Below are 22,196 nucleotides of genomic sequence, written 5' to 3' on the forward strand. Positions count from 1 at the left end.
AATTCAAGCGTTATTTCTGCTAATCGCTCATTGCTGCCAGTTGACCAAAGCCGCCTGGCGGCTAAGTGCCAATAACAGTCGGAAAGTTTCTGGTGGGTATGTGGGAATTCAAATTAAATTTTTCTATAGTAATTAAGTTCAAGACTCGATCCACTGGCGTTCAAGCTTCTTGAGTGGATAGTCCAGAAAACACTTAAAATAAGTTTTAAGAAGTCCCATATCATTGCAGCTTTTAATAACTGGCAGCAAGCCCTCGGCGTCTAAATGGCTTATCTCGTATTTAATGGTTTTAGATTCAGCTAAAGCTAATAGCGCCAAAGAATGATCAGAAAACTTTCCGGTCGTCCATATGGCAAAACTAAGACGCTTGTCTTTCCAATCGGGGTGCCTCAAGGCATATGCTCTAAGGGTAGGAATTCTAGTATTTAGCCATTTTTGAATTTCTTCGTCTGATACCGTTCCATTAGGCTGATGTCCTTTGCACTCAACAAAAAAAACTTTTCCGTCGTTCAGTACAGCGATAATATCTGATTCAGCAGATTTCCCGTCTGAAGTTTTACAGATCTGATTGAGCTTGATTGAGTCAGTTCTGAAAGCCTTCTCGACGACATTTGCTGAAAAGTATTCGAATAGTACACCACGCAGATTACCTACAGCCCCTTCAATTTTTCCCAATTGGTCGAATAGAGTGTTAAATCTCTCTGGATCTATCGAAACCGATTGCGCAACACCTTCTAATGTTCTTAACAAAGACACTAAACCTTGTGCTACGTCCTTTCCAAACAGTGTTTCTACAGTAGCAGGTAAGATTCCTTCATTTTTTGCCTGCTGGAATGCAACTTGGTGGTAATCATTAGCGATGAACATTTGAATACATCGACCGACGTTTGAAAGCCCCCTAAGTGTGTTGCATTTTCTGATAAATGGTTTGATACCGTCTTCACTTACTGATTTATTAAGCAAAATGTCACAAGCAAGAAAACCCTGTTTAATCTTTGATTTGTCAGTTTTAGATACATTAATCAATGCTGATATGTATGATGGGCCAGAAACGTCCCATGCCGTGGTGCTAACAGTAGGAAGCTCTTCCTCATCTCGGTTTTTAATCAAATTAAAGCTAACCAAACCTAAGTTCTTTGCCCATTGCGTAACAGCACTGATTAGTATTTTCTCTGCAACCAGCCTTGCTCTTAACTCAGGCTCAAGTATTGGAACATCTTGAATTTTCTCTGCAAGGGCTATGCATTTACCTATCCCACCAATTTCTACAGTTTTTAAAATATCGTGAATTTCTAAGCGTTGTAGAATTTTTTCAGGTGGTATGTGTTTTTGCTGTCGAAGTGGTGAGCCGCATGCAATTAAGAAATGCTTAAATGGCATGATGCCATTTCGTTCTTTTACTGCGGCAATTGCGTGCCAGTAGGCTGAGTTAGTCTCTTTAAACGCCTTGTACAGGGCCTTCCAATAAAAAGGTGACCGATAGTCCTTTTTTAAGTACACGAACTTAACATTCCTGGGAAGAGGTAGCCCTTCAAGTTTGTGGACGTCTCCACGTGCTCTGGAAACTTGTTTCCTTGCGGCAACCGAGGATAAACGATGTTTTTCAACAAGCTCTTGCACAATGTCCGAGCTTAAACTTGGCCCGTTCTTACTCAAAATTTCTATGATCATATCCATGATGTCACACTGCGCTATATATATTCCCATTTCATGGGTTTGGCGTGTTTGAGCTAATGAGTTGACACTACCATATATATCAGGGGTTGTAGAGGGTCTGAAAGTTAGAAATAATGATTTATGTCACAATGGCTAAATTTAGTGCTTTTTTGTGAGAGGCAATCGAAACGAGCTGCCAATTGTAGTCAATGTAATGGCACACTGAATTTGGCCACACCTTATTTTAGGTATTGTTACCTGCCATGTTCCTGCAAAAAAGTAATGTCCACAGATAAGGGAAATCCGATATTCTTTTTTTCGAGATTCCCTGCTATGAATGACTGCAATTCGCTCATTCCAGCCGACAGATATAGACTGTCTGGCAGCTAAGTGCCAAAAGCAGACATTAAGATTTGTTGCAGCAACTGCTTCCTTCTTGAATAGGAGGGCATTTAACGGTCCCGTAAGAACAATATACGCAACAGTCACCTTTTAACGGCTTGAGCAGCGCTTTGCATCCTTCACATTCGTAATACCACTGGCAAGCGTTTGTTGGCATGGTCTCGACCTTACTAAACCCGCATTCGGGACAAGTAATCTTAGACTCTAATTCTATACCTTGCATACGGGTTCCTTAACAGGCTTGACGATATCCAACACTGACATAAATACCATCCATGTGATCCCAAAGTAAAATAAGTAAGTGCTCCAATCGTATTGCCACAACGGATAAAGGGTCAGTAATACAGCAATTGGGCCAATAACACTTAATATGCCTCTTGCCACATGCTTATGTTGATACCAATTGTACGAGTTGACCAATAAAGCGAGCGCAGCAAATAACGGTAATAAAGTGTTAACCGCTATTCCTTCAAAATGTGACAGGAAACCTAGCCCTAGAGCTGATGCTAGAGAGCCTAAAGCGGGAAAGCAACCTGTACAACTAAGTGCCGCTAACCATACTCCACCGGAGCCTACTTTATCTAGAATTTTATTAATCATAATTACCTCTACTTTTGAGGTAGTTTAAACTCCGTATATGGGTACGGAGTCAACAGCTAATTGAGCGAATTTATTATTGGACAGGAATTGGGGTCTTGATTGGCTTTGCAAGAATTTGTCATATCTTGAATCACTTGTTCTAGCCGTTGCAAATCGGCAATTTTTTCTCGGATCAGCTCAAGCTTGTGTAACCCCATCGATTCGACATCAGCGCAGTTTCCACTCATAGACATGAGTGAAGCGATTTCATCAAGTGTAAAGCCCAAAGCTTTAGCTTTTAATATGAATTTAAGTTGATTGATGTGAGTTTTGTCATATATACGATAACCATTATCAGGTCTTGGTGGCTGCACGATAATCCCTTTACGTTCATAGAATCGGACTGTTTCTACGTTAATGTCTAGTTCTTTAGCCAGCTTTCCAATGGTTTTCATAAGTAGATTCTCTTAAACAACTAGCATCATTTTAACATTATTAGACAAAAGCTGAACTTCCGATAATCGCTCATTCCCGACAGTAGACCTCGGTTGCCAGGCAGCTAAGTGCCAAAAGCGGCCTTGGCAGTTTATCGTTTTACATGAAACAGTGCAGGTAGTACGGTTATTGTACGCTTAAACTTTCAACTTGAGCTTGTAAGTCTTTTCGATGGTTGTTAAGCAAAATTATGAAAGAGTCGATTGAATCTCGAATTTGATTTAATCGATTATTTAAGACTTCATCAGTAGCTGGATAATGTCTTTTGGTTATTATTTCAAGGTCGTGCATAGCGAAACTTAAAGACATGGCAGCTCGTTCCATAAGGAGAAAATTTGCGGTTTTTTTATGTGTTAGGGTGTATCTGTTGAATAATACCTGATCGAGTAAACCTGAGTTGGCATCGATTTCTTTGGTAATGCTTGAAAAAACCTTTTCTTGAATGTCTATATTTTCATCAAGTGACTCAAAAATTTGGACAGACAGCGAAGTCAGGTGGCTATACAACTTTCTGCCGACCAAAGTACTCTCTAGTGTAATTTCTAGTTTCAGAGGCTTCTTCCACACACTGACTGTATGAACTGCAAATATGACAGCTCCGAGTGATATTAAGGCAGACAAAATTGACGCGTAGTTTGCTAAATTGCTAAGAGATATATCCCATGAGAAAGCTGTCACAGCCCCTGCAAAAAAAACTAGTACCAAAATCAGAGTATAGAAAAATGAATCTTTCATTTTAGATATCCATTAGCGATGTAGAATTTTCAACCTTAATATCCCTAAATATGCATGCACATTCACAAAACAAATAAGACCTGTCAACAATTAACTTCTGATCCAGATTAAAGCGAGCTGGTGTTAAAACTGAAAAAGTACTCAGGTGTTATGAAGTGCATCCTCAATCGGGATTATTAGGGTGGGACAAAATTCCATTGAACTTCCGTTATTCGCTCAAAGCAGACATTTCGAATTTTACTTTCTCGAAATTTAAACCCACCTCTCCTATCGAATTACCCTCATCCTGAGCATTCTTAAATTTGTAAATGGTCAGAGTGCGAAATCCAGCCTGACAGAACAGCAAAAACTCCTCACCGTTAAAACTGGATTCCAGAATTATCTGACGCTCAACATTTCGTGGTTTATTTCAGCGATTTGCTTGCTTTTATACTGTGTGATGCCTAGTATATTGCTGTGTGATACACAGTATGTGTGGCACAGTATAAAGGACAAAGCTATGACCTCAGCACAATTAGACAAAATGCGGCTGGAGCTGCGCCGGGGCGTGCTGGTGTTGGCCGTACTGGCCTCACTGAAACAGCCGCACTACGGCTATTCGCTGCGCAAACAGTTGCAGGACGGCGGTATAGATATTGACGAAGGTACCTTGTACCCACTGGTGCGGCGTTTAGCTGAGCAAGCGTTATTGAACAGCGAATGGCGCCAGGGCGAAGGCCGCGAGCGCCGTTATTATCAGCTGTCTGAGCTTGGCGCGCAGTTACTTGATCAGTTAACTGAAGAATGGCAGCAGCTAAACAGCGCGCTGGGCAGCTTACTTGGCAGCGCATTACAGGAGATAAAATAATGGAACTGGTAAAACGTTATATTGCTGCGGTACAGCGCGAGTTGCCCGACGCCAAGCGCGATGAAATTGGCCGTGAGTTAACGGCGAATATTATGGATCAGTTGGATGCGCTGGCAGAGCAACAGGGCGAACTCAGCGAGGCAGATATTGCTAATTTACTGCAGCAGATGGGCCACCCGCGCACGGTAGCTCAGCAGTTTGCACCGCCGCAGCCGTTGATAAGCGCGGGTTATATGTCGTTGTATAAAAACACCTTGTTTATGGTGTTGGGCGTTTTGTTTTTACTGCAGGTGGTAGATAGCACGTCGGCCTGGTTAGGCAGCAGTCAGATGAGCTTTTTACTTTTTATAAAAAGTTTAGCCAGCGGTTTTATACAGGACGTGGTGTTTGGCTTTACCAGTATTACGCTGGCGTTTTGGTTGATGTCGCGGTATCAGCCCCGGCAACACAGTCAGTGTGAACAAAGCTGGCAACCAGCACAACTGCCAAAAGTAGGACCGCACTGGCAGCATATTGCGTTGCAGGATATTTTCAGCGACCTGGCAACCTATCTGTTTTTGCTGATCGTAATCTGGTACCCGCTGTGGCTGTCGGCAGAGCAATTGGCCAACAGCCGGTTTTTGTTTACTGACAATGCGCATCAACTCCTCAAATGGGCCAGCCCACTGGCATTGCTGGGTATTGCTAACAGCCTGTGGCAACTGCGTAAGCGGTTTTGGAGCCGCAACCTGCTTATGGCGAATATCCTGATAAATGCATCTTTTGTCTTGGTGATATTGCTCCTGACTGCCAGTAGTCCACTGATAAACCCAGAGCTTAAAATATGGCAAGGCGTATTTGACTTACATCAGCTGGAGCGCGCTGCAGTTTATAGCCTGGTGATTACGGCGCTAGTTCCGCTGTGGGAAGTGGTGCGCGATATATGGCGGCTGCGTCGGTTAAGCTAACGGCGTATCAGCGGCTGTCAACCGGCAGCCGCTGGAGCGGGTGGCGGGAATCGAACCCGTGTCTAAAGCTTGGGAAGCTTTCGTTCTACCATTGAACTACACCCGCAGGGTGTTGCTAAGATACTGTTCTGCTATGTCAGCCGTCAACTGCAGTCTGGCAAGTGATGGTGTAACATGCTACGTGGAGATGATTGATATTGAGAACTGACGATGCGATTAGTGCTAGTGCTGTTGTTGGCTTGTTTACCGTGTATTTCGCTGGCAGCGCCGCAATTTAGCCAGGCTGAATGTCAAACACTGAATGCTCAGCGGCTGGAGCTGCGCAAACAGCTGCGCCAGCCTTACAATGCAGAGCATGGTGCCCGGTTGCAGCAGCAACTGCGAGAGCTGGAGCAGTTGCTGAAACGGCACTGTAAAAAGCCGGTTAAGCATCCGCCGGTGCTGTAGTGCGTGCTGGCGCTGGCGTTACCACAAAACGGTTGATACCGATTAACTGACCAGATGCTGTGACTACTTTGATTTGCCATTTACCGACCGCACGGGCCGGGAAGTTTTGTTTTCGGCTCCAGGCACGATAACCGCCAGCGCGCCCGCCGCTAATGTCCAGTTTTATCCGGTCGACCTCTTTACCGTTATGTATCCATAAATGATAGATGGCTTCGCGTAGGCCGCGCGGTGCTTTAATAGCGGTAAAACTATAAAGCCCCTGCTGATGCAGGCTGGTTTCGTCGACGCTTGTGATGCTGCGCCCCGGTTTACGTTGCTCGGTGTCTAGCTGCTGCGTCAGGCTAATGCTGGTTAAACGTAAAGCGGCGGCTGGAATAGCACTGCGCAGTTGCCATAGCAGCAGCCCCAGTGCACCTAAAAGCAGCAGTAAGCAGGGCAGGCGCCACCAACGGCCATTTGGCAGTAAGCGACCCAGCGCAGGTAAGCTAAAGGCTGCAGCACAAATAAGGGCAGTGGCCAGGCTTTGGCTGGTGCTAAGCTGCAGCAACACCGGCAAAATAACCAGCAGCACCACAAAGAGGGCAAAGGCATGGAATACCGCAAATAAGGTGCGCCTGGGCGCGAGCTTTTTGTAGTACACAGGGTCAATCACCGAGATTAGCGCGCAGGCGATAATCAGCAGGGTAAAGCCGGCCTGCGCGTGATCCCAACTGGTAGCTGCAAGGAAAAACGGCAATGCAAAAAACAGGCTTTCCTGATGCACCAGCTGCAGGGCAAAACGCTCGGCGGTAGCGGGAATAGTAACGCCGAAACGCTGCTGTATCCGTTCGTGCAGCCAGTTATCCAGCCAGAACCAAAGCCAGCTTAGTAACAGTAACACGGCGATAAGCTGGGCCAGGGCTTCTTTGCGTTCCACCAGAAAGAAACTGGCAACGCCTGAGAAGAACGCCAGCACAGCCATTAGGCCGGGACGGCGTTGCATGGCTTGAGTGCAACGAGTGAGCAGGCTTTTGGCGGCTATCACGGGGGCTTATTAGAAGTGATACAGTGGTTACACTGTAGCACAGCACGCTGAATGCCGGCTTACCGGCATCAGGCGCCATGAATACGTTACCTTAGCCGCCGTTAACCAGCCCCCGAGCCTGCATCAGTTCAGCGATTTCCGGCAGGCTGGCCGGGTCGTCGATGGTTGACGGCACTGAGTACTGGCTGCCATCGGCAATTTGCCTAAGCAATTTACGCAGTATTTTGCCGGAGCGGGTTTTGGGTAAACGTTTCACGATGACCGCTTTTTTAAAGCAGGCCAGGGCACCGATTTCCTCACGCACCATTGCCACCAGCTCGGCTTCTAAAATGGTTTCATCTACGTCAATGCCATTTTTAATCAGAACCAGCGCCAGCGGCTGCTGGCCTTTAATCGGCTCGGGAATGCCAATCACACAGCATTCGGCAATAGCCGGGTGGCTGGCAACAATTTGCTCCATTTCGCCGGTAGACAAGCGATGACCAGCCACGTTGATCACATCATCAGTGCGGCCCATCACGAATAAATAACCGTCATCGTCAATGTAGCCGCCATCACCACTGGCATAATAACCGGGGAAGCTGGCCAGGTAGCCATCAACAAAGCGCTCGTCATTGCCCCAGATAGTGGTTAGGCAGCCTGGTGGCAATGGCAGTTTAAGCGCAATATAGCCTTGCTCATTGGCTTTGACCGGCTGGCCGGCCTCGTCGAGAATATGCACATTAAAGCCAGGCACCGGTAACGTGGACGAGCCCGGTTTAGCCGGCATAAGTTCAAGCCCGGCCGGGTTGGCGGCTATTGGCCAGCCGGTTTCGGTTTGCCACCAGTGGTCTATTACCGGCTTGTGCAGTTTATCCACCACCCACTGATAAGTGGCGGGGTCTAGGCGTTCGCCTGCCATAAAGATGGTGCGCAGCGCCGATAAATCGTACTGTTGCAGCGCGGCTTCGGGGTCTTCTTTGCGGATCGCCCGAAACGCTGTTGGCGCGGCAAATAAAATATTTACCTTGTACTGTGCACACACCCGCCAGAAGGCACCGGCGTCGGGGGTAAACACCGGCTTGCCTTCATATAAAATGCTGGTGCAGCCAGCAATTAACGGCGCATAGACGATGTACGAATGCCCCACCACCCAGCCGACGTCGGAGGCGGCCCAGAATACATCACCCGGTTTAGCGTTATACACCGCCTGCATGCTGTAATGTAACGCTACTGCGTGGCCGCCGTTGTCGCGTACTACACCTTTGGGTTTGCCGGTGGTTCCTGAGGTGTACAGCACATACAGCGGATCGGTGGCTTTAACCGGCACACAGCCGGCCGGCTCGGCTTTTAACATCGCTTTTTGCCAGTCCAGATCGCGGCCGTTTTGCATATCGGCCAGCAGCTGTGGCCGCTGATAAATAACGCAGTGCTCAGGTTTATGCTGCGCTTTATTTATCGCATCATCCAGCAGGGGTTTGTAAGCAATAATTTTACTGATCTCGATACCACAAGAGGCACTCACCACCACTTTGGGTTTGGCATCATCAATGCGCAGTGCCAGTTCATGGGCAGAAAAGCCACCAAATACCACCGAGTGCACCGCACCTAAACGAGCCACGGCCAGCATAGCAATAGCGGCCTGGGGGATCATCGGCATATAGATCACCACCCGGTCGCCTTTGCTGACGCCGAGTGCTTTTAACACACCGGCACATTGGGCCACTTCGTCGCGCAGCTGGCGGTAACTGAAGCGCTGTTGTGTGTTGGTGACCGGTGAGTCGTAAATTAGTGCCGTTTGCTCGCCACGGCCTTGCTCTATATGGCTGTCCAGTGCCAGATAGGCGGTATTTAATACGCCGTCACTGAACCACTGATAATGGTGGCTATCCTGTTGCTGTAATATCGTGTGGGGCGCTTTATACCAATTCAGTTGTGCCGCTTGTTGTTGCCAGAAGCTTTCCGGTGTTGCTATCGATTGTTGGTAACTTTGCTGATACCGACTTTGGGACTGTGTTGTCATTGGGATCTCCGCACCAAACAGACTAAACCTCTATGCCTATACTGTAGCGAAAAATTGCTGATCACGAACTTAGACTTAAGGTGCATAGACTTTAGGCTTAGGTGTGAGCTTATTGCTGGCTAAACTTGTATCTGTGCGGTGCTTATGGTCTGATCCGCTTATCACAGTAGCAAAGTAGCGGGCGGCAATGGCGATTCATATTTCAAACAGCGTGCTGTTAAACGACAACGAACTGGAATGGCAGTTTATCCGCTCCAGCGGTGCCGGTGGCCAGCATGTCAACAAAGTGTCGACAGCGGCTCAGCTGATTTTTGATATCAATGCCAGTAGCCTGCCGCAGTTTTATAAAGACAAGCTGTTGGCAAAATCAGACCATCGCATTACGCAAAGCGGCAAAATTATTATTAAATGTCAGCAAAGCCGCAGCCAGGAAATGAACCGTGAACAGGCCTTGGCGCAGTTTATTGCGTTGGTGCAATCGGCCGGGCGGGTAGCGAAAAAGCGTATTGCTACCAAGGCCACCTACGGCAGCCAGCAGCGGCGGCTGGAGCATAAAAAGCAGCGTGGTGCTACTAAGGCCTTGCGTCAGGGCAAACCACAGGTCTAGTGTAAACAATGGTAATGAGGTTTATGCACGAGCCGGTTTGCCCACGCAAACACGCCGTGAATACCTCCCTGTAGGCTCGACTCAGGCATCCATGCCTTCAACGGTTCGCTTAGGGCAAACCGGCTCTCCCATAGGTAAATATCTTCGTCGTTCTTACAATGCCCGGGCGCGAATACTTTTGCCCTTAATTTTGCCTTGCTGAATAAGCTGCAGCGCCAGTTTTAATTTACTGCGTTTTACGGCGACAAAGCTCCAGATATCGTGCAGCTGAATTTTGCCTAAATCGTCATTAGTCAGCTGCTTGCTGGCTGTCAGGGCACCGACAATATCACCGGCGCGAATTTTATGCTTTTTACCGCCATCCAGCTGCAACGTTGCCATTAATGGTTTGGCTGGTGACTGTGTTGCCATATCCACCGCGGGCAGTTCGCTGGCATCAATTTTAATGCCCAAGCCATCCTCTAGCGGAATAAGTTTAGCCGCATCACTGGCGGTAAATAAACTTAGCGCCATCCCACTCTGGCCGGCGCGACCGGTGCGGCCAATGCGATGGGTATGCGTATCGGCATCATGTGCCAGTTGATAATTAAATACCGCATCAACACTGCTGATGTCCAAACCGCGGGCGGCAACATCGGTGGCCACTAAAATACAGGCGCTGCCGTTGGCAAACTGCACCAGTGTTTGATCGCGGTCTTTTTGCTCCATATCGCCATGCAGCGCCAACACGCTAAAGCCATAGTCGTGCAGGGCATCAGCCACGTCCTGGGTTTCGCGCTTGGTATTGCAAAACACCATACTGCTTTGGCCCTGATAATTAAGCAGCAAAGTACGTAATGCCTGCAGCCGATCGTTGTTATGGCTTAGCTGATAAAAGCGTTGTTCGATACTGCTGGTGTTGTGCTGCTGCTGTACCGTGATCCGCACGGGTGTGCGTAGTAACCGCTCACTTAACTTAGCAATGGCGCTGGGGTAAGTGGCACTAAATAACAAGGTTTGCCGTGCGGTGGGCGCCTTGGCAATAACGGCGTCTAAATCGGCGCTAAAGCCCATTTCCAGCATGCGGTCGGCTTCGTCTAATACTAAGGTGGTTAAATCGTCCAGCCGTAAACGGTCTTTATCTAAGTGGTCAATTACCCGGCCCGGTGTGCCGACAATAATATGGGCACCGTGCTCCAGTGAGCCAATTTGCGGACCAATAGGCACACCACCACACAGGGTAAGAATTTTAATATTGTGAATACTGCGCGCCAGTTTGCGCAGTTCTGCCGCCACCTGATCGGCCAGCTCACGGGTGGGGCAGAGCACTAATGCCTGGACGCGGAAATACTTGACGTCTAGCTTTGCCAGCAGGCCCAAACCAAAGGCCGCGGTTTTACCCGAGCCGGTTTTTGCCTGGCCGATAACATCTTTACCGGCCAGGATAGCCGGCAGTGCCTGCGCCTGGATCTCGGTCATGCTGCTGTAGCCTAAATCGGTCAGGTTGCTGACTAAAGCATCGGGTAAATTCAGACTGGAAAAAGGGGTATTGCTCATGCTGGCGCTCCGCAAAACATAATACTGCGGGCCATAGCCTGCAAAAGGGGCGGCATTGTAGCAGAAAGCAATGCAAATGCACCTGTCGCTGCTGAAAAAAACAGCATTATACTAGTTGGATCGCTTTCATCGGTTTGTTCACACTAACACGCCGTGAATACATCCCTGTAGGCTCGACTCAGGCATCCTTGCCTTCAACGGTTAGCTTAGAACAAACCGATTACGCTCAAATGTAACTCTGTATCACTTCTGCTTCGGCATTAAATCCAGCAGCGCAATCACGGTGGCTTCTACGCCTTTGGTCACAGCAGGCTCCGGGCTGATTTTAAACAGCGGACTGTGATGGCTGGGCACCGCCGGGCCACCGGCCTTTTCGGCGGCAAAGGCCTCGGCCGGGGTGCCGCCTACGGCAAAGTAGGTGCTGGGGATATAAGGCTCAGTGGTAAAAAACGGAAAGTCTTCTGCGCCCATGCCCAAACGTTTGTAGTTTTCGTCAAACACCGGCTGGCCCATATTCGCGGCCCAGGCTTTTTTCAGCCGTTGCGTCAGTGGAATATCATTTACCGTTGGTGGTGTCGGCTCATCGGTTATGCGCACTTCGGGCAGTTTATCTTCCGGCAAACCGGCGGCGCGGCCAAGGTTTTCGGCTACGCGTTTGATGGCGGCCATTAAGTACTCGCGGGTTTCCCAGCTATCATTACGCACGGTTAACTGCAGATGGGCTTTATCCGAAATAATATTGTGCTTAGTACCACTGTTGAAAGCGCCCACGGTGATCAGCGCCGGCTCTTTCGGTGCTATTTCCCGGCTGACAATGGTTTGTAGCGCCAGCACAATTTGTGCACCGAGCACGATAGGGTCTTTACCGCGGTGCGGGCTGGCACCATGGGCACCAATACCGTGCACTGTGATATCAACGGTGTCGACGCCAGAATAGGGTGAGCCTTCAACGGCGACAATTTTACCGGCTTCAATTTCAGAGGACACATGAAATGCCAAGGCATAGTCTGGCTGGCCGAAACGGCCCCAGATATTGTCTTCCATCATGCCTTTGGCGCCGCCAACCCGTTCTTCAGCCGGCTGACCTACCAGCATCAGCGTGCCGGACCACTGATCTTTCATCGCTGCCATTCGCCGCGCGGTACCGACCAGGCTGGTAATATGCACATCATGGCCACAGGCATGCATGACATATACGTCGTTGCCATCCCAGTCGGTTTGTTTAGCAACAGAGGCATAAGGCAATCCTGACTTTTCCTGCACCGGCAGGCCATCCATGTCGGCGCGCATCATCACTAAAGGGCCGGGGCCGTTTTTCAGCATGGCAACCACCCCGGTTTTGCCAACCCCTTCGGTTACCTCAAAGCCGGCGGCGCGCAGCTCTTTGGCCAGCCGCTTGGCGGTTTGGGTTTCCATGTGTGACAGTTCCGGGTGCTGGTGGAAGTGTTTAAATAATGGTGCTAAATGTTGTTGGTAATCTTGCTGAATTAAGCTGGTTAAATCAGCCGACGCCAAAGCGGTAAAGCTGCTGAGGCTAAGTAGGGTAGCCAGTAGTGTTTTTTTCATGGTAAGGCTGCGCTCAGGTTGCTAAAGAACCTTAAAGCTAACCTGATGTGGCTAAAAAAACCAGCCTTGGCGTTTGGTTGCTGCGTCAGATGGTAAGGCCGGTGGGTTAACCGGCTTTTTCGCTGTCGGCTTTTTGTTGCAGCGTTTTGGCCGCTGGCTCGTCTTTAGGCAGGCTGATAACGTGCTCTGACGAAGTGGGCAGGGTTTTACCCAGAAAGCTGCCGCCACGTTCAATGCTTAAATCGTCGCAGTGGATCACGCCATGGGCTTTGCCCTGTGGCAGCACTTCAACGCTGTTGGCGTAGCATTCGCCGTCAAACAAACCATTAATAATAATTTTGTCGGCGGTAACTTCACCCTTTACCCGGCCAGAGGCACTGATGATCAGGGTTTTGTCGCTGACAATTTTGCCCTCGACATAACCGTCAACCTGTATATCGCAGCTTAATCTGAGGTTGCCGTTAACTGAACATCCTTGTGCGATGACAGTTGTAACTGCGTGCTTGCCTTGGTTTCCAGCATGCTTACTAAAGAATCCCATTTAATGCTCCTTTCCTTTTCAAACACCAGATCGAAGTTAGTGGCATCCCAGTCCATAAAGCTCTGGGGGTTAAGCGCCCGATCAAGGAAATGTACTTCATAATGCAAATGTGGTGCGGTCGATAAGCCGGTATTACCCGATGTGGCGATCAGCTCGCCTTTGTGCACAAAGTGGCCTGGTTTAACTTTAAACTGGTCCAGATGAGCATACAGCGTAGAAAAGCCAAAGGCATGGCGGATTTTTAATAAATTACCAAAGCCCTGTTTACTGCTACGTACCACCTCAACAACACCGTCGGCTGGCGCATAAATGGCGGTGCCACGGTTGGCCGACAAATCAACGCCTTTATGGTGTTGCTGTTTACCAACAATAGGGTGCTCGCGCAGACCAAAACGTGACGAGCGGCGGCTAAATTCCAGCGGCGAGCCGTTGGGGACCAGTTGTAACATGGTTTGCCGCGCGACGGAGTTCACCGAGGCAGTGTCCAGCCGGTTTTCCAGGTTTTGTGGATATTGCTGCTCCAGCCCCAGCGCCAGTTCAATTTCACCGACACGGTTAATCACCTGCAGCATTTCATCTTGCTTGACGCTGAGCTCTTGCTCCAGCTGGGTTTTATTGCTTTGCAAGGCGGCAATTTCGTCGCGTAAGGTGCTGGCCTGCACCGCCAAATGGGCACGCTGCGCCTGGCTTTGTTCAACGCTGCGCAGCAGGTACTCGATAACTGCGGCGGTGATCACCAGGCCAAACAATAACAGCCACATAGCAATAATGGCGTTGCGTTTGAACAGCTTACTGACATTAAAATGGCGGCTACCATTGATTGTCGAAACAGAAATGATAATACGATCTTTCATTCAGGCCAGTGTTCGCTCAATGGTTGTGGATTGCTCAGGGGGCTAAAAATAGGGGGCTTTGCTGTCTCTGTCAAGAATTTACTGCCAGTGCTAACAGGCTGTTACCAGCGGGCAAAATGGTCCTCTGCCAGGCCGGGTACTTGATCTAAAATCAGTTTTTCACCGCTTTGTAGCGTAATAGCACCCGAAAATACGCCGCAGTACTGGCGAAAATTACTCGCCAATAATCCCAGATTAAGTTGCTGCTGACGTTTTTGCTGCGGCGTAAATTGCAGCGCCACCCTGCCATCTTCGCTGTGATAATGCCAGGGGGCGGTATCTTGTTGCCGATCCAGCGCGATATTAACTGCCGGTAGCCGCTGTTTGTGGCCATTTAACCACAGGCAGTTTTCCGTTGTGCCGGTTTCGTTGACGCCGCAGGCCAGGTTTAAGCCAAAGCGACCCTGTGGCAGATGCGCACTGATGCTGCCCCAGCGCCAGCTGGTTTCGCGGCGCATATAGCCGGCCGAAAAATCATAACCGCCCAGCGCCTGGGTTAAATCCAGTTCGCGGCCACGGTACTGTAGCTGACCCGTTAGTGGCAATGCATTGTGTTTCTGTGTGTAGGTCCAGCCGTTGTAGCCGGTTGGCGTGCACAGCGCCAGCGCCGATGCATCTGGCGCACCAAGCAGGCAGAGTTCACCCTGTAGCAGATTACCGCTCAGGCTAAGATGCCAGTTATAGTCTTGAGGTGTCAGGCTAATACGTTGTTTGCCAGCGATGCTGGCGCTGCCCGCGGTTGGCGAACGGCTCATGCTAACGCCCAGGCTCAGCGGTTTTAGCAGTTCAATTTCTTCAAAGTGCGCGGTGCGCCGGTCAAACAGATAGCAAAAGGCGCTGGCCAGATAGCGGATATCAGCGATGGCAATACCAATTTGCCAATCCGGGTGGCAAATGCTGACAAACTGAAACTGTTTATAATGCAGGTGCCTGGCCAGCATTGAGGCCGGTTTATCCATTATTGTGCGATAGCGAAACTGCGCCAGACCAAGCTCGGTGATTGGTGTGTCAAAATGGCCAAAGCGTGGCTGGCCGCTGTGACTGATCAGCAGGTTATCGGGCAGTGTCATTGGCGGATAACCGGCAGTGTCAGCAGACACTGCCGCAGAGGCCGGAGTTTAGTGACCCGCGTGGCCATCGATGCCGTGCACGTGGCCGTGGTCCAGCTCTTCGCTGGTGGCGTCACGCACCAGTACCACTTCAACGTCGAAGGTTAGATCGATGCCGGACAGCGGATGATTGCCATCGACAACCACTTCGTCTTCGGTGACTTCCAGTACGATAACAGACTGCTCGCGACCGTCCGGGCCTGAGGCACGAAAACGCATGCCAACAGCAACGTCCATACCGTCAAACATTGATTTAGGCACCGCCTGGGTTAGCGCATCATGGCGCTCGCCGTAGGCATCGGCCGCTGCGATATTGGCTTTAAATTTGTCGCCGGCGCTTTTGCCAGCCAGAGCCTGCTCTAAACCCGGGATCAATGAACCGTGGCCAAATAAGAAGACTAAAGGCTCGCCGCCGGCGGAAGAGTCCAGCTCGTTACCCTGAGGATCGGTAACGGTGTAGTGCATGGCGACAACTTTGTCCTGAGAAATGGTCATGAAAACCTCTTTAAGTTAACGAATAAGGTAACGGCATCAGCTGCAATAACGCTGCGCTGTCACTGCCAAGCCGTAATGTGTCTGCCGGTGTTATGTCGTTAGGTAACACAGCCAGTAACCAGAGTTGGTTATTGATATTGGCTGCATTGACAACCTGGCCACTCCGGCGCCAGTTTTCACCCAGTTGTATTTCGATATCAGTGCCGGCTGCGGGTAACTCTGCGCTTTGGCCGTGCAGTATATATGCCGCGCGTTTATTGCCACCACGGTATTTCAGCCGGGCTACGGTTTCCTGGCCAATATAACAGCCTTTGGTAAAGCTAATGGCGTTCAGTGCCTGTAAGTTAAGCATTTGTGGCACAAACTCGCCAATTAATGCTTGTTCCAGATAACTAAAACCGCGCTGAATATGTTGTGCCAGCCAGGCGTTAGGGGCGGCAAACGGCAACGCCTGTTGCAGCAGTTGTTGGGCCTGCGCAACCGGTTGCAGCAAGATAAAATGATCCTCGGCCAGTGCCAGCAACATAGCACCATTGTGGCGGTTAAGCTGGCCGGGCTGTGGCCGGTCAAAACCTAATTTTGTGATAAGGGCGCTTAGCTGACTGCTGTCAGTGCCCGGCGTAGCGCTGATGCCAAAAATGGCGTAATGCTGCTGGCCAGCGTCAAAGCTGACTTTGGAAAACACGCCAAATTTTTTCCACTGCGTAGTTGAGGCGCTCAGTTCATCACGAAAGGCTATCACAATCAGCTGCTCAGCTTCTGCTGTTGGGACAGAGGCCAGATAAAACTGTGACCACATCTTGCCTTTAGCGTCACAGTGGGCGCCATGCAAAAAGTTCTGCCCGTTTAGTGTATCTAAATCGCAGGTGGTTTGGCCCTGCAGGTATTTGCGGTTGTCCGGTCCCTGCACCAGCAGGCTGTCAAAAGCCGGCAAAGGCGCAATAAAGGCGCCCTGAACCTGAGAGCTTAACGTAGCGTATTGTTCTGCGGTTAACCAGGATGTATGCATAATAAGATGATGGTAAACACTAATGGTGAGTCAATACCGCTATCATTGGGGGAAAGTGGCAAAAGCTCAACCCCTCAAGACATTTTTTGTTAGAATCAGCCGCGGTTGTCGCAGCTGTTGCTGCCTTAGTGCGGGAAATACGGGAACTTTATGACAGAACTTATGATTAAACCTCGGTTACGCTGGGCCTGCCGCCGCGGCATGCTGGAGCTGGATGTGTTGCTGGCCCCTTTTGTTGAAGAAGGCTATGACGCCCTGACCTTGCAACAAAAGCACGACTTTGAGCGCTTGCTGGCCTGTGACGATCCGGATTTGTTTGCCTGGTTTATGGGCCACGCCAAATCGCCGGATGCAGCCATTCAGGCGCTGATCCAGCTGATTTTGGACCGTGTCCGGGTTTAATATCAGCCTGACACCATCGCGCTGGGCCAGCCGGGTCTTGCTGCTAACAGCGCTGTGGCCACCGCTATTATTGGCGCTAACGCCAATGCCATGGTGGGCGCTGCTGTTGGCGACGGCCTTGCTGTTAGCCTGCTATAGCTTCGGCTACCGCGCTTTTCAACAGTTGCAGCAAGGCGTGAGGTTGACGCTAAACCCTGATGGCAGTGTGTACTGGTTTGATGCCGCTGCGGCAGGCGGTAACACCGCGGCGTCGGCACAGCTGTGTCACGGCGGCCTGGTGAGCCAGTGGGCACTGCGGTTAAACTGGCAAACTGGCAAAGGTAAGCGGGCTTATCAGCGCTGGATTTTTGCCGATCAGTGCAGCAGTGCCGAGTTCAGGGCGCTGGCGCGGGCCATTAACCAGCAGAACTGGCAACAGCACGCTGACAACAACCCTAAGCCCGGGGGCTTAAAATAGTGGCGCTACTGCCCGGCACCTGTTGTGGATAATCCAGATTATAATGCAAGCCGCGGCTTTCTTTGCGCTGCATGGCGCAGCGGATAATCAGCTCGGCAACCTGCACCAGGTTACGCAACTCAAGCAGATTGTGGCTTATTCTGAAGTGGCTGTAGTAGTCCTGGATTTCGCGCTGCAATAATTCTACCCGGTGCAGCGCCCGCTCCAACCGCTTATTGGTGCGCACTATGCCAACATAATCCCACATAAACAGCCTGAGCTCATGCCAGTTATGCGTAATCACCACTTCTTCGTCTGAATCGCTCACCCGGCTGTCGTCCCATGGCGGTAATACGGGCAGGGCGCTGTCCGGCTGCAGTTGCGCCAGAATATGGCGGGCAGCGGCGCGGGCAAATACCACGCATTCGAGTAACGAGTTGCTGGCCATACGGTTAGCGCCGTGTAAGCCGGTGTAGGCGACCTCACCGATGGCATACAGGTTATCTATATCGGTTTGGCCATTAAGGTTGGTGACCACACCACCGCAGGTGTAATGCGCCGCCGGCACCACAGGTATGGCTTGTTTGGTAATATCAATACCGACACTTAAGCACTTGGCGTAAATAGTGGGAAAGTGTTCAATAATAAAATCTTTCGGTTTATGGCTGATATCCAGATAAACGCAGTTGGCGCCCAGACGCTTCATTTCGTAGTCAATGGCGCGGGCGACAATATCGCGCGGCGCTAATTCAGCACGTTCGTCAAATTCGGGCATAAAACGGCTGCCATCCGGCCGTTTTAAATAAGCCCCTTCGCCACGCATCGCCTCGGTGATCAGGAAGTTCGGGGCATCCGGGTGATATAAGCTGGTGGGGTGGAACTGGTTAAACTCCATATTCGCCACCCGGCAGCCCGCGCGCCAGGCCATGGCAATACCATCGCCGCTGGCGACATCGGGGTTGCTGGTGTACAGGTAAACTTTGCTGGCGCCGCCAGTGGCTAATGCAACAAAGCGGGCCCGCACCAGCTCAACCTGCGCGGCACTTTTGTTCCAGACATAAGCGCCGTAACAGCGCTTAGGATCCTGGCCAATTTTTCGACCATTAATTAAATCGATGGCGTTGTAGTTTTCCAGCAGCTGGATATTTGGGTGAGCTTTGACTTTGTCCACCAGGGTAATTTGCACCGCCTGTCCGGTAGCGTCGGCAGCGTGCAAAATGCGGCGGTGGCTGTGGCCGCCTTCGCGGGTTAAATGGTACTTTAAGCTGCCATCCTGGTCCTGATACTGGTCAAAGGGTACGCCCTGGGCAATTAGCCACTCCATGGCGGCTTTGGCATTGCCGGCGGTAAACTGCACCGCTGCTTTGTCACATAAGCCAGCGCCGGCAATCAGGGTGTCGTCAACATGCGAGGCGATACTGTCGTTTTCATCAAATACTGCCGCTATACCGCCCTGGGCATACAAGGTCGACCCCTCGCGCAGCGGCCCTTTACTCAGTACTAATACTTTAGCATTGTCAGCCAATTGCAGAGCGAGTGATAAACCTGCGGCACCGCTGCCAATAATTAAAACGTCACACAGATATTCTTTTGCTTGCGTCATGCGATACACTTGCGTTCAGTGAATGTCGGGCTATTGTAGCTTTTTTGTCAAACTTAGCAGAACTATTTCTGGTGTACCGGGTCATACCTGCACGCTAGACCAGCGCCAGTTAGCATAACGACTAGTATTACAGGGGATAAGCTCGGATATGAGCGAGCAAGAATTGGACTGGCAAATTGTCCAGCGCGTACAACAAGGTGATAAGGCTGCGTTTAATGTATTGGTGCGAAAATATCAGCACCGCATCGCGAACTTAATCTCGCGCTATGTCTCTAACCACGGAGACGTTGCCGATGTGGCGCAGGAAGCGTTTATTAAAGCGTATCGCGCTATGCCCGGTTTTCGTGGCGAAAGTGCGTTTTATACCTGGTTGTATAGAATAGCGGTAAACAGCGCCAAGAATTACCTGGTTGCCAATGGCCGTAAACCACCATCTACTGATGTGGATGCGGAAGATGCCGAGTATTTTGAAGGCAGCGACGCGTTAAAAGAACAGGATTCACCGGAGCAGTTATTATTGTCCGATGAGATCCGTCATGTGGTGTTTAGCACCATTGAAAAGTTACCGGACGAGCTGCGCACCGCTATTACGTTGCGTGAGCTGGAAGGGTTAAGTTACGAAGAAATTGCGGATGTAATGGGGTGCCCTATAGGCACCGTCAGAAGCCGTATTTTCAGAGCGCGCGAAGCAATTGATGTGCAGCTTAAGCCGTTAATAAGCTAGCAGTCAGGGCAAAAACCGTAATTAAGACAGGAACCATTATGTCGTCAGAAAATCAGGATTGGCTCTCTGCTGCCAGTGATAATCAGCCCCTCGGCAAAGCACAGCTTGACAGCTTGCTAAGCTCGGCTGAGCTGCAACATAAGCTGGAGCGCTATCAAACCATTGGTGCTGTGTTGCGCCGTGAAGCAAAAAGCCCGTTACCAGACCATTTTGCCAACGATTTTGCGACGCTGCTTGACGCTGAACCGGCTTACCAGTTGCAAAGCAGTGCTGGTTTACTGACGCGCATTCGTGCCGGCCTGGTGCAGGCCGCGAATGGTCGCTGGCTGCAACCTGTAGCGCAAGGGGCCGTGGCTGCCGGGGTGGCATTAATGGCCGTATTTGGCGTGCAGCAATATCAGCAGCAAGCGCCTGATATGTTAAACCCACAGCCTTTGTTGCAAACCCAACCGATAGCAGGTTTCGCCACGCCGGTGAGCCTGAGTCAGACCACCGTATCTGACCGCTTTGCTGAGCAAGAGCAGCAAGCCATGCTGGAGCAGCAAAAACGGCTGCAGGCACTGTTAAATGCGCATCGCCAGCAAGTGAGGGTAATGGAGCAGGCACAACAGGCGAAACACAACAGCACAGACGGACCTGAACAGAACGAGCCATAATGATGCGATTCTCTGGCGTATGCAGTGCCATAGTCATAGTAATGCTGTCTGGCGCAGTCAGCGCCGAGCAGGCAGGGTGGCAGCTGTTTGATAAAGTACAGCATGCCGTAAAACACTACAATTTTGACACCTCTTTTGTGGTGCTAAAAGGCGGTAAAGTGGACACTTACCGCTGGTTGCACGGCAAAACGGCGGAGCAGGAAATAGAACACCTTATACCATTGGATACCAGCGGCGTGGATATTTTGCGCCGCGATGCACTGGTGTATTATCTGTTAACCGAGCGACCCGCCTTTGTCACCCGCAGCGCCAGCATACCGGAGCTGCCAGCGCTGTTGTTTGAAGACAAAGATATCATCAGCCGGTTGTACCATGCGGTGGCAGGGAGCAGCTCGGTAATGTCGGGTCGCAACGCCCAGTTACTGCGGCTCACTGCTAAGCAGGGTGGCCGTTATCATTACTGGTTATGGCTGGATGCGCAAACCGGTTTTCCGCTGCGGATAGACACCTTATCAGACAATCAGCACGCGCTGGAGCGCTGGCTGGTAACACATATGCAAATTAGCGCTGAATTGCCAGAAAATCTGCGTGCTTTAATGGCCGCAGAATTACCGCAACCGGTTGATAACCCGGTACAAGCCCTGCCAGACAGCAGCCACCAGTTAACCTGGCTGCCTGACGGCTATCAGCAGGTGGCAGAGCCAGCCAGCATTCCGCAGCTGGAAAACAGCCTGCTGAGCTACTGGCTGTTAAGCGATGGTTTGCATCAGGTGTCGGTGTTTGTACAAAACTCACAGCGCCTGCCAACCCAGGCGTATCGTGACGGCGCCACCACCATCTATGTGCAAACCAATGCGCAGCTGGAAGTCACCGTGATAGGCCCGGTGAGTATAGAAACGGCACGGCAACTGGCCGCGGCGGTGCGCTGATGGTAGAGCAAATTGCCACTGTACTGCGGGCTGACGCCAACGGTTTTTGGCTTACAACGACGCCGGTGAGCAGTTGCAACAGCTGTCAGGTGAGTACAGATTGCGGTACCGGCATAGTGGCAAAGAGCCTGACACCGCGCCAGCACAGCTTTTTTGTTAGCAGCAGTTTGCCGCTGCTGCCCGGCGAACAGGTAAAAATTGGTATGGCCGAGCAGCGTTTGCTACAAGCGGCCGCTATGGTGTACTTGTTGCCATTAGTCTTAATGCTACTGCTGGCGTTAACGGGCGCAGCACTGGGCCTGGCCGAAGGCTGGCTGATGTTGCTGGCCTTGTTGGGTGCAAGCGCTGGCTTTATGCTGGCACGCTATTACAGTGTGCAGCAGGAACAACAGCCGCAGATAGTGATCCTCGATGTTTTACCCTCCGTTGGTATACAGCAACAGGCGCTGTAAGGCAGCTTTAAACGGCCATAGTGCTATGTGTTAATAACACATAGCAAGAGTGCGCCGGATAGAGTACAATTCGCGCTAATTTATCGGAATAACCCGCGTCGCGC

At 50.5% G+C, this 22,196-nt stretch carries 25 protein-coding genes and 1 tRNA gene; 10 read left to right on the plus strand and 16 right to left on the minus strand.

Going from position 1 to position 22,196, the window contains the following annotated elements; translation table 11 throughout:
* Positions 1 to 138: 138 nt before the first annotated feature.
* The 5 genes from EYB30_RS04210 to EYB30_RS04230 form a co-directional block, all read right to left on the minus strand.
* Entirely contained in the window at positions 139 to 1,677 is a 1,539-nt protein-coding gene (locus tag EYB30_RS04210; RefSeq protein ID WP_206674557.1) for a hypothetical protein, read from the minus strand.
* A 385-nt stretch (positions 1,678 to 2,062) separates the two neighbouring features.
* Positions 2,063 to 2,281 carry a GDCCVxC domain-containing (seleno)protein gene (locus EYB30_RS18620; protein ID WP_082389681.1) on the minus strand — a complete coding sequence of 73 codons (219 nt, stop codon included), beginning with the start codon at positions 2,279 to 2,281 and terminating at the stop codon, positions 2,063 to 2,065.
* Complete coding sequence (gene merC, locus EYB30_RS04220; protein WP_055648498.1) at positions 2,269 to 2,658, minus strand: organomercurial transporter MerC; 390 nt, start codon at positions 2,656 to 2,658, stop codon at positions 2,269 to 2,271. The genes EYB30_RS18620 and merC overlap by 13 nt, the downstream gene beginning before the upstream one ends.
* 56 nt (positions 2,659 to 2,714) lie before the next feature.
* Positions 2,715 to 3,092 carry a MerR family transcriptional regulator gene (locus tag EYB30_RS04225; protein ID WP_055648499.1) on the minus strand — a complete coding sequence of 126 codons (378 nt, stop codon included), beginning with the start codon at positions 3,090 to 3,092 and terminating at the stop codon, positions 2,715 to 2,717.
* 166 nt (positions 3,093 to 3,258) lie between these two features.
* Complete coding sequence (locus tag EYB30_RS04230) at positions 3,259 to 3,867, minus strand: hypothetical protein (RefSeq protein ID WP_166837413.1); 609 nt, start codon at positions 3,865 to 3,867, stop codon at positions 3,259 to 3,261.
* 499 nt (positions 3,868 to 4,366) lie between these two features.
* Here EYB30_RS04230 and EYB30_RS04235 point away from each other — a divergent pair, with 499 nt between their 5' ends.
* Together EYB30_RS04235 and EYB30_RS04240 are read left to right on the plus strand one after the other, a co-directional pair.
* A complete protein-coding gene (locus tag EYB30_RS04235) occupies positions 4,367 to 4,714 on the plus strand; it encodes a PadR family transcriptional regulator (protein WP_166837414.1) in 348 nt (115 codons plus the stop codon).
* A complete protein-coding gene (locus EYB30_RS04240; RefSeq protein ID WP_166837415.1) occupies positions 4,714 to 5,661 on the plus strand; it encodes an HAAS signaling domain-containing protein in 948 nt (315 codons plus the stop codon). The genes EYB30_RS04235 and EYB30_RS04240 overlap by 1 nt, the downstream gene beginning before the upstream one ends.
* Positions 5,662 to 5,693: 32 nt before the next feature.
* On the opposite strand, the gene EYB30_RS04245 is transcribed toward EYB30_RS04240, so the two are convergent.
* Positions 5,694 to 5,767 (minus strand) — tRNA-Gly (locus EYB30_RS04245).
* Positions 5,768 to 5,871: 104 nt separating this feature from the next.
* Here EYB30_RS04245 and EYB30_RS04250 point away from each other — a divergent pair.
* Positions 5,872 to 6,108, plus strand: a complete 237-nt coding sequence (locus EYB30_RS04250) for a hypothetical protein (protein ID WP_166837416.1) — start codon at positions 5,872 to 5,874, stop codon at positions 6,106 to 6,108.
* Here the strand turns inward: EYB30_RS04250 and EYB30_RS04255 are convergent.
* Positions 6,086 to 7,132, minus strand: coding sequence for a DUF5924 family protein (locus EYB30_RS04255; RefSeq protein ID WP_174978718.1), 1,047 nt, complete (start codon positions 7,130 to 7,132; stop codon positions 6,086 to 6,088). The genes EYB30_RS04250 and EYB30_RS04255 overlap by 23 nt on opposite strands.
* Positions 7,133 to 7,223: 91 nt before the next feature.
* Positions 7,224 to 9,134 (minus strand): propionyl-CoA synthetase, encoded by a 1,911-nt coding sequence (locus EYB30_RS04260; RefSeq protein ID WP_166837417.1) that lies wholly within the window; start codon positions 9,132 to 9,134, stop codon positions 7,224 to 7,226.
* A 187-nt stretch (positions 9,135 to 9,321) separates the two neighbouring features.
* Here EYB30_RS04260 and arfB point away from each other — a divergent pair, with 187 nt between their 5' ends.
* The gene (gene arfB, locus EYB30_RS04265) at positions 9,322 to 9,741 is read left to right on the plus strand and encodes an alternative ribosome rescue aminoacyl-tRNA hydrolase ArfB (RefSeq protein ID WP_166837418.1); all 420 of its coding nucleotides are present in this window, start codon (positions 9,322 to 9,324) and stop codon (positions 9,739 to 9,741) included.
* A gap of 153 nt (positions 9,742 to 9,894) precedes the next feature.
* Here arfB and dbpA read toward each other — a convergent pair whose 3' ends face one another.
* From dbpA to ygfZ, 7 genes are all read right to left on the minus strand, one after another.
* Entirely contained in the window at positions 9,895 to 11,277 is a 1,383-nt protein-coding gene (gene dbpA / locus EYB30_RS04270; protein ID WP_166837420.1) for an ATP-dependent RNA helicase DbpA, read from the minus strand.
* 243 nt (positions 11,278 to 11,520) lie between these two features.
* Positions 11,521 to 12,843, minus strand: a complete 1,323-nt coding sequence (locus EYB30_RS04275) for an amidohydrolase (RefSeq protein WP_166837422.1) — start codon at positions 12,841 to 12,843, stop codon at positions 11,521 to 11,523.
* 106 nt (positions 12,844 to 12,949) lie between these two features.
* The gene (locus tag EYB30_RS04280) at positions 12,950 to 13,384 is read right to left on the minus strand and encodes a bactofilin family protein (RefSeq protein WP_166837425.1); all 435 of its coding nucleotides are present in this window, start codon (positions 13,382 to 13,384) and stop codon (positions 12,950 to 12,952) included.
* Positions 13,288 to 14,238, minus strand: a complete 951-nt coding sequence (locus tag EYB30_RS04285) for a M23 family metallopeptidase (protein ID WP_166837427.1) — start codon at positions 14,236 to 14,238, stop codon at positions 13,288 to 13,290. The genes EYB30_RS04280 and EYB30_RS04285 overlap by 97 nt, the downstream gene beginning before the upstream one ends.
* Positions 14,239 to 14,339: 101 nt before the next feature.
* Positions 14,340 to 15,377: a DUF2804 domain-containing protein gene (locus EYB30_RS04290; protein ID WP_206674559.1), complete on the minus strand. Its 1,038-nt coding sequence runs from the start codon at positions 15,375 to 15,377 to the stop codon at positions 14,340 to 14,342.
* Positions 15,378 to 15,395: 18 nt separating this feature from the next.
* Positions 15,396 to 15,881, minus strand: coding sequence for an FKBP-type peptidyl-prolyl cis-trans isomerase (locus EYB30_RS04295; protein WP_166837429.1), 486 nt, complete (start codon positions 15,879 to 15,881; stop codon positions 15,396 to 15,398).
* 10 nt (positions 15,882 to 15,891) lie between these two features.
* On the minus strand, positions 15,892 to 16,890 hold the full coding sequence (ygfZ, locus tag EYB30_RS04300; protein ID WP_166837431.1) for a tRNA-modifying protein YgfZ: 999 nt from the start codon (positions 16,888 to 16,890) through the stop codon (positions 15,892 to 15,894).
* A 150-nt stretch (positions 16,891 to 17,040) separates the two neighbouring features.
* On the opposite strand from ygfZ, the gene EYB30_RS04305 reads away from it, so the two are divergent.
* Both EYB30_RS04305 and EYB30_RS04310 read left to right on the plus strand, forming a co-directional pair.
* A complete protein-coding gene (locus EYB30_RS04305) occupies positions 17,041 to 17,292 on the plus strand; it encodes an FAD assembly factor SdhE (protein ID WP_166837433.1) in 252 nt (83 codons plus the stop codon).
* On the plus strand, positions 17,279 to 17,749 hold the full coding sequence (locus EYB30_RS04310) for a protein YgfX (RefSeq protein ID WP_166837435.1): 471 nt from the start codon (positions 17,279 to 17,281) through the stop codon (positions 17,747 to 17,749). Before EYB30_RS04305 ends, EYB30_RS04310 begins: the two co-directional genes overlap by 14 nt.
* Here EYB30_RS04310 and nadB read toward each other — a convergent pair.
* Positions 17,727 to 19,331, minus strand: a complete 1,605-nt coding sequence (gene nadB, locus EYB30_RS04315) for an L-aspartate oxidase (RefSeq protein ID WP_166837437.1) — start codon at positions 19,329 to 19,331, stop codon at positions 17,727 to 17,729. The genes EYB30_RS04310 and nadB overlap by 23 nt on opposite strands.
* 148 nt (positions 19,332 to 19,479) lie before the next feature.
* On the opposite strand from nadB, the gene rpoE reads away from it, so the two are divergent.
* From rpoE to EYB30_RS04335, 4 genes are read left to right on the plus strand one after another with little or no spacing between them, the layout of a single operon-like run.
* Complete coding sequence (gene rpoE / locus EYB30_RS04320) at positions 19,480 to 20,055, plus strand: RNA polymerase sigma factor RpoE (protein WP_166837439.1); 576 nt, start codon at positions 19,480 to 19,482, stop codon at positions 20,053 to 20,055.
* A 38-nt stretch (positions 20,056 to 20,093) separates the two neighbouring features.
* Positions 20,094 to 20,711 (plus strand): sigma-E factor negative regulatory protein, encoded by a 618-nt coding sequence (locus EYB30_RS04325; protein WP_166837442.1) that lies wholly within the window; start codon positions 20,094 to 20,096, stop codon positions 20,709 to 20,711.
* Positions 20,711 to 21,640, plus strand: coding sequence for a MucB/RseB C-terminal domain-containing protein (locus tag EYB30_RS04330; protein ID WP_241697960.1), 930 nt, complete (start codon positions 20,711 to 20,713; stop codon positions 21,638 to 21,640). Before EYB30_RS04325 ends, EYB30_RS04330 begins: the two co-directional genes overlap by 1 nt.
* Entirely contained in the window at positions 21,640 to 22,092 is a 453-nt protein-coding gene (locus EYB30_RS04335) for a SoxR reducing system RseC family protein (protein WP_174978719.1), read from the plus strand. The genes EYB30_RS04330 and EYB30_RS04335 overlap by 1 nt, the downstream gene beginning before the upstream one ends.
* Positions 22,093 to 22,196: the final 104 nt, after the last annotated feature.

Source organism: Rheinheimera pleomorphica (assembly GCF_011634895.1).
Classification (GTDB): Bacteria; Pseudomonadota; Gammaproteobacteria; order Enterobacterales; family Alteromonadaceae; genus Alishewanella; species Alishewanella pleomorphica.

Bases quoted from the DNA above. Each gene is read 5' to 3' on its own strand.
- EYB30_RS04275 (WP_166837422.1), bottom strand. From the start codon at position 12,843: ATGAAAAAAACACTACTGGCTACCCTACTTAGCCTCAGCAGCTTTACC.
- EYB30_RS04330 (WP_241697960.1), top strand. From the start codon at position 20,711: ATGATGCGATTCTCTGGCGTATGCAGTGCCATAGTCATAGTAATGCTG.
- EYB30_RS04280 (WP_166837425.1), bottom strand. From the start codon at position 13,384: ATGGGATTCTTTAGTAAGCATGCTGGAAACCAAGGCAAGCACGCAGTT.
- ygfZ (WP_166837431.1), bottom strand. From the start codon at position 16,890: ATGCATACATCCTGGTTAACCGCAGAACAATACGCTACGTTAAGCTCT.
- EYB30_RS04260 (WP_166837417.1), bottom strand. From the start codon at position 9,134: ATGACAACACAGTCCCAAAGTCGGTATCAGCAAAGTTACCAACAATCG.
- arfB (WP_166837418.1), top strand. From the start codon at position 9,322: ATGGCGATTCATATTTCAAACAGCGTGCTGTTAAACGACAACGAACTG.
- EYB30_RS04325 (WP_166837442.1), top strand. From the start codon at position 20,094: ATGTCGTCAGAAAATCAGGATTGGCTCTCTGCTGCCAGTGATAATCAG.
- EYB30_RS04210 (WP_206674557.1), bottom strand. From the start codon at position 1,677: ATGGATATGATCATAGAAATTTTGAGTAAGAACGGGCCAAGTTTAAGC.
- EYB30_RS04225 (WP_055648499.1), bottom strand. From the start codon at position 3,092: ATGAAAACCATTGGAAAGCTGGCTAAAGAACTAGACATTAACGTAGAA.
- merC (WP_055648498.1), bottom strand. From the start codon at position 2,658: ATGATTAATAAAATTCTAGATAAAGTAGGCTCCGGTGGAGTATGGTTA.
- EYB30_RS18620 (WP_082389681.1), bottom strand. From the start codon at position 2,281: ATGCAAGGTATAGAATTAGAGTCTAAGATTACTTGTCCCGAATGCGGG.
- nadB (WP_166837437.1), bottom strand. From the start codon at position 19,331: ATGACGCAAGCAAAAGAATATCTGTGTGACGTTTTAATTATTGGCAGC.
- EYB30_RS04240 (WP_166837415.1), top strand. From the start codon at position 4,714: ATGGAACTGGTAAAACGTTATATTGCTGCGGTACAGCGCGAGTTGCCC.
- EYB30_RS04305 (WP_166837433.1), top strand. From the start codon at position 17,041: ATGACAGAACTTATGATTAAACCTCGGTTACGCTGGGCCTGCCGCCGC.
- EYB30_RS04295 (WP_166837429.1), bottom strand. From the start codon at position 15,881: ATGACCATTTCTCAGGACAAAGTTGTCGCCATGCACTACACCGTTACC.
- dbpA (WP_166837420.1), bottom strand. From the start codon at position 11,277: ATGAGCAATACCCCTTTTTCCAGTCTGAATTTACCCGATGCTTTAGTC.
- EYB30_RS04285 (WP_166837427.1), bottom strand. From the start codon at position 14,238: ATGAAAGATCGTATTATCATTTCTGTTTCGACAATCAATGGTAGCCGC.
- EYB30_RS04335 (WP_174978719.1), top strand. From the start codon at position 21,640: ATGGTAGAGCAAATTGCCACTGTACTGCGGGCTGACGCCAACGGTTTT.
- EYB30_RS04250 (WP_166837416.1), top strand. From the start codon at position 5,872: ATGCGATTAGTGCTAGTGCTGTTGTTGGCTTGTTTACCGTGTATTTCG.
- EYB30_RS04235 (WP_166837414.1), top strand. From the start codon at position 4,367: ATGACCTCAGCACAATTAGACAAAATGCGGCTGGAGCTGCGCCGGGGC.
- rpoE (WP_166837439.1), top strand. From the start codon at position 19,480: ATGAGCGAGCAAGAATTGGACTGGCAAATTGTCCAGCGCGTACAACAA.
- EYB30_RS04230 (WP_166837413.1), bottom strand. From the start codon at position 3,867: ATGAAAGATTCATTTTTCTATACTCTGATTTTGGTACTAGTTTTTTTT.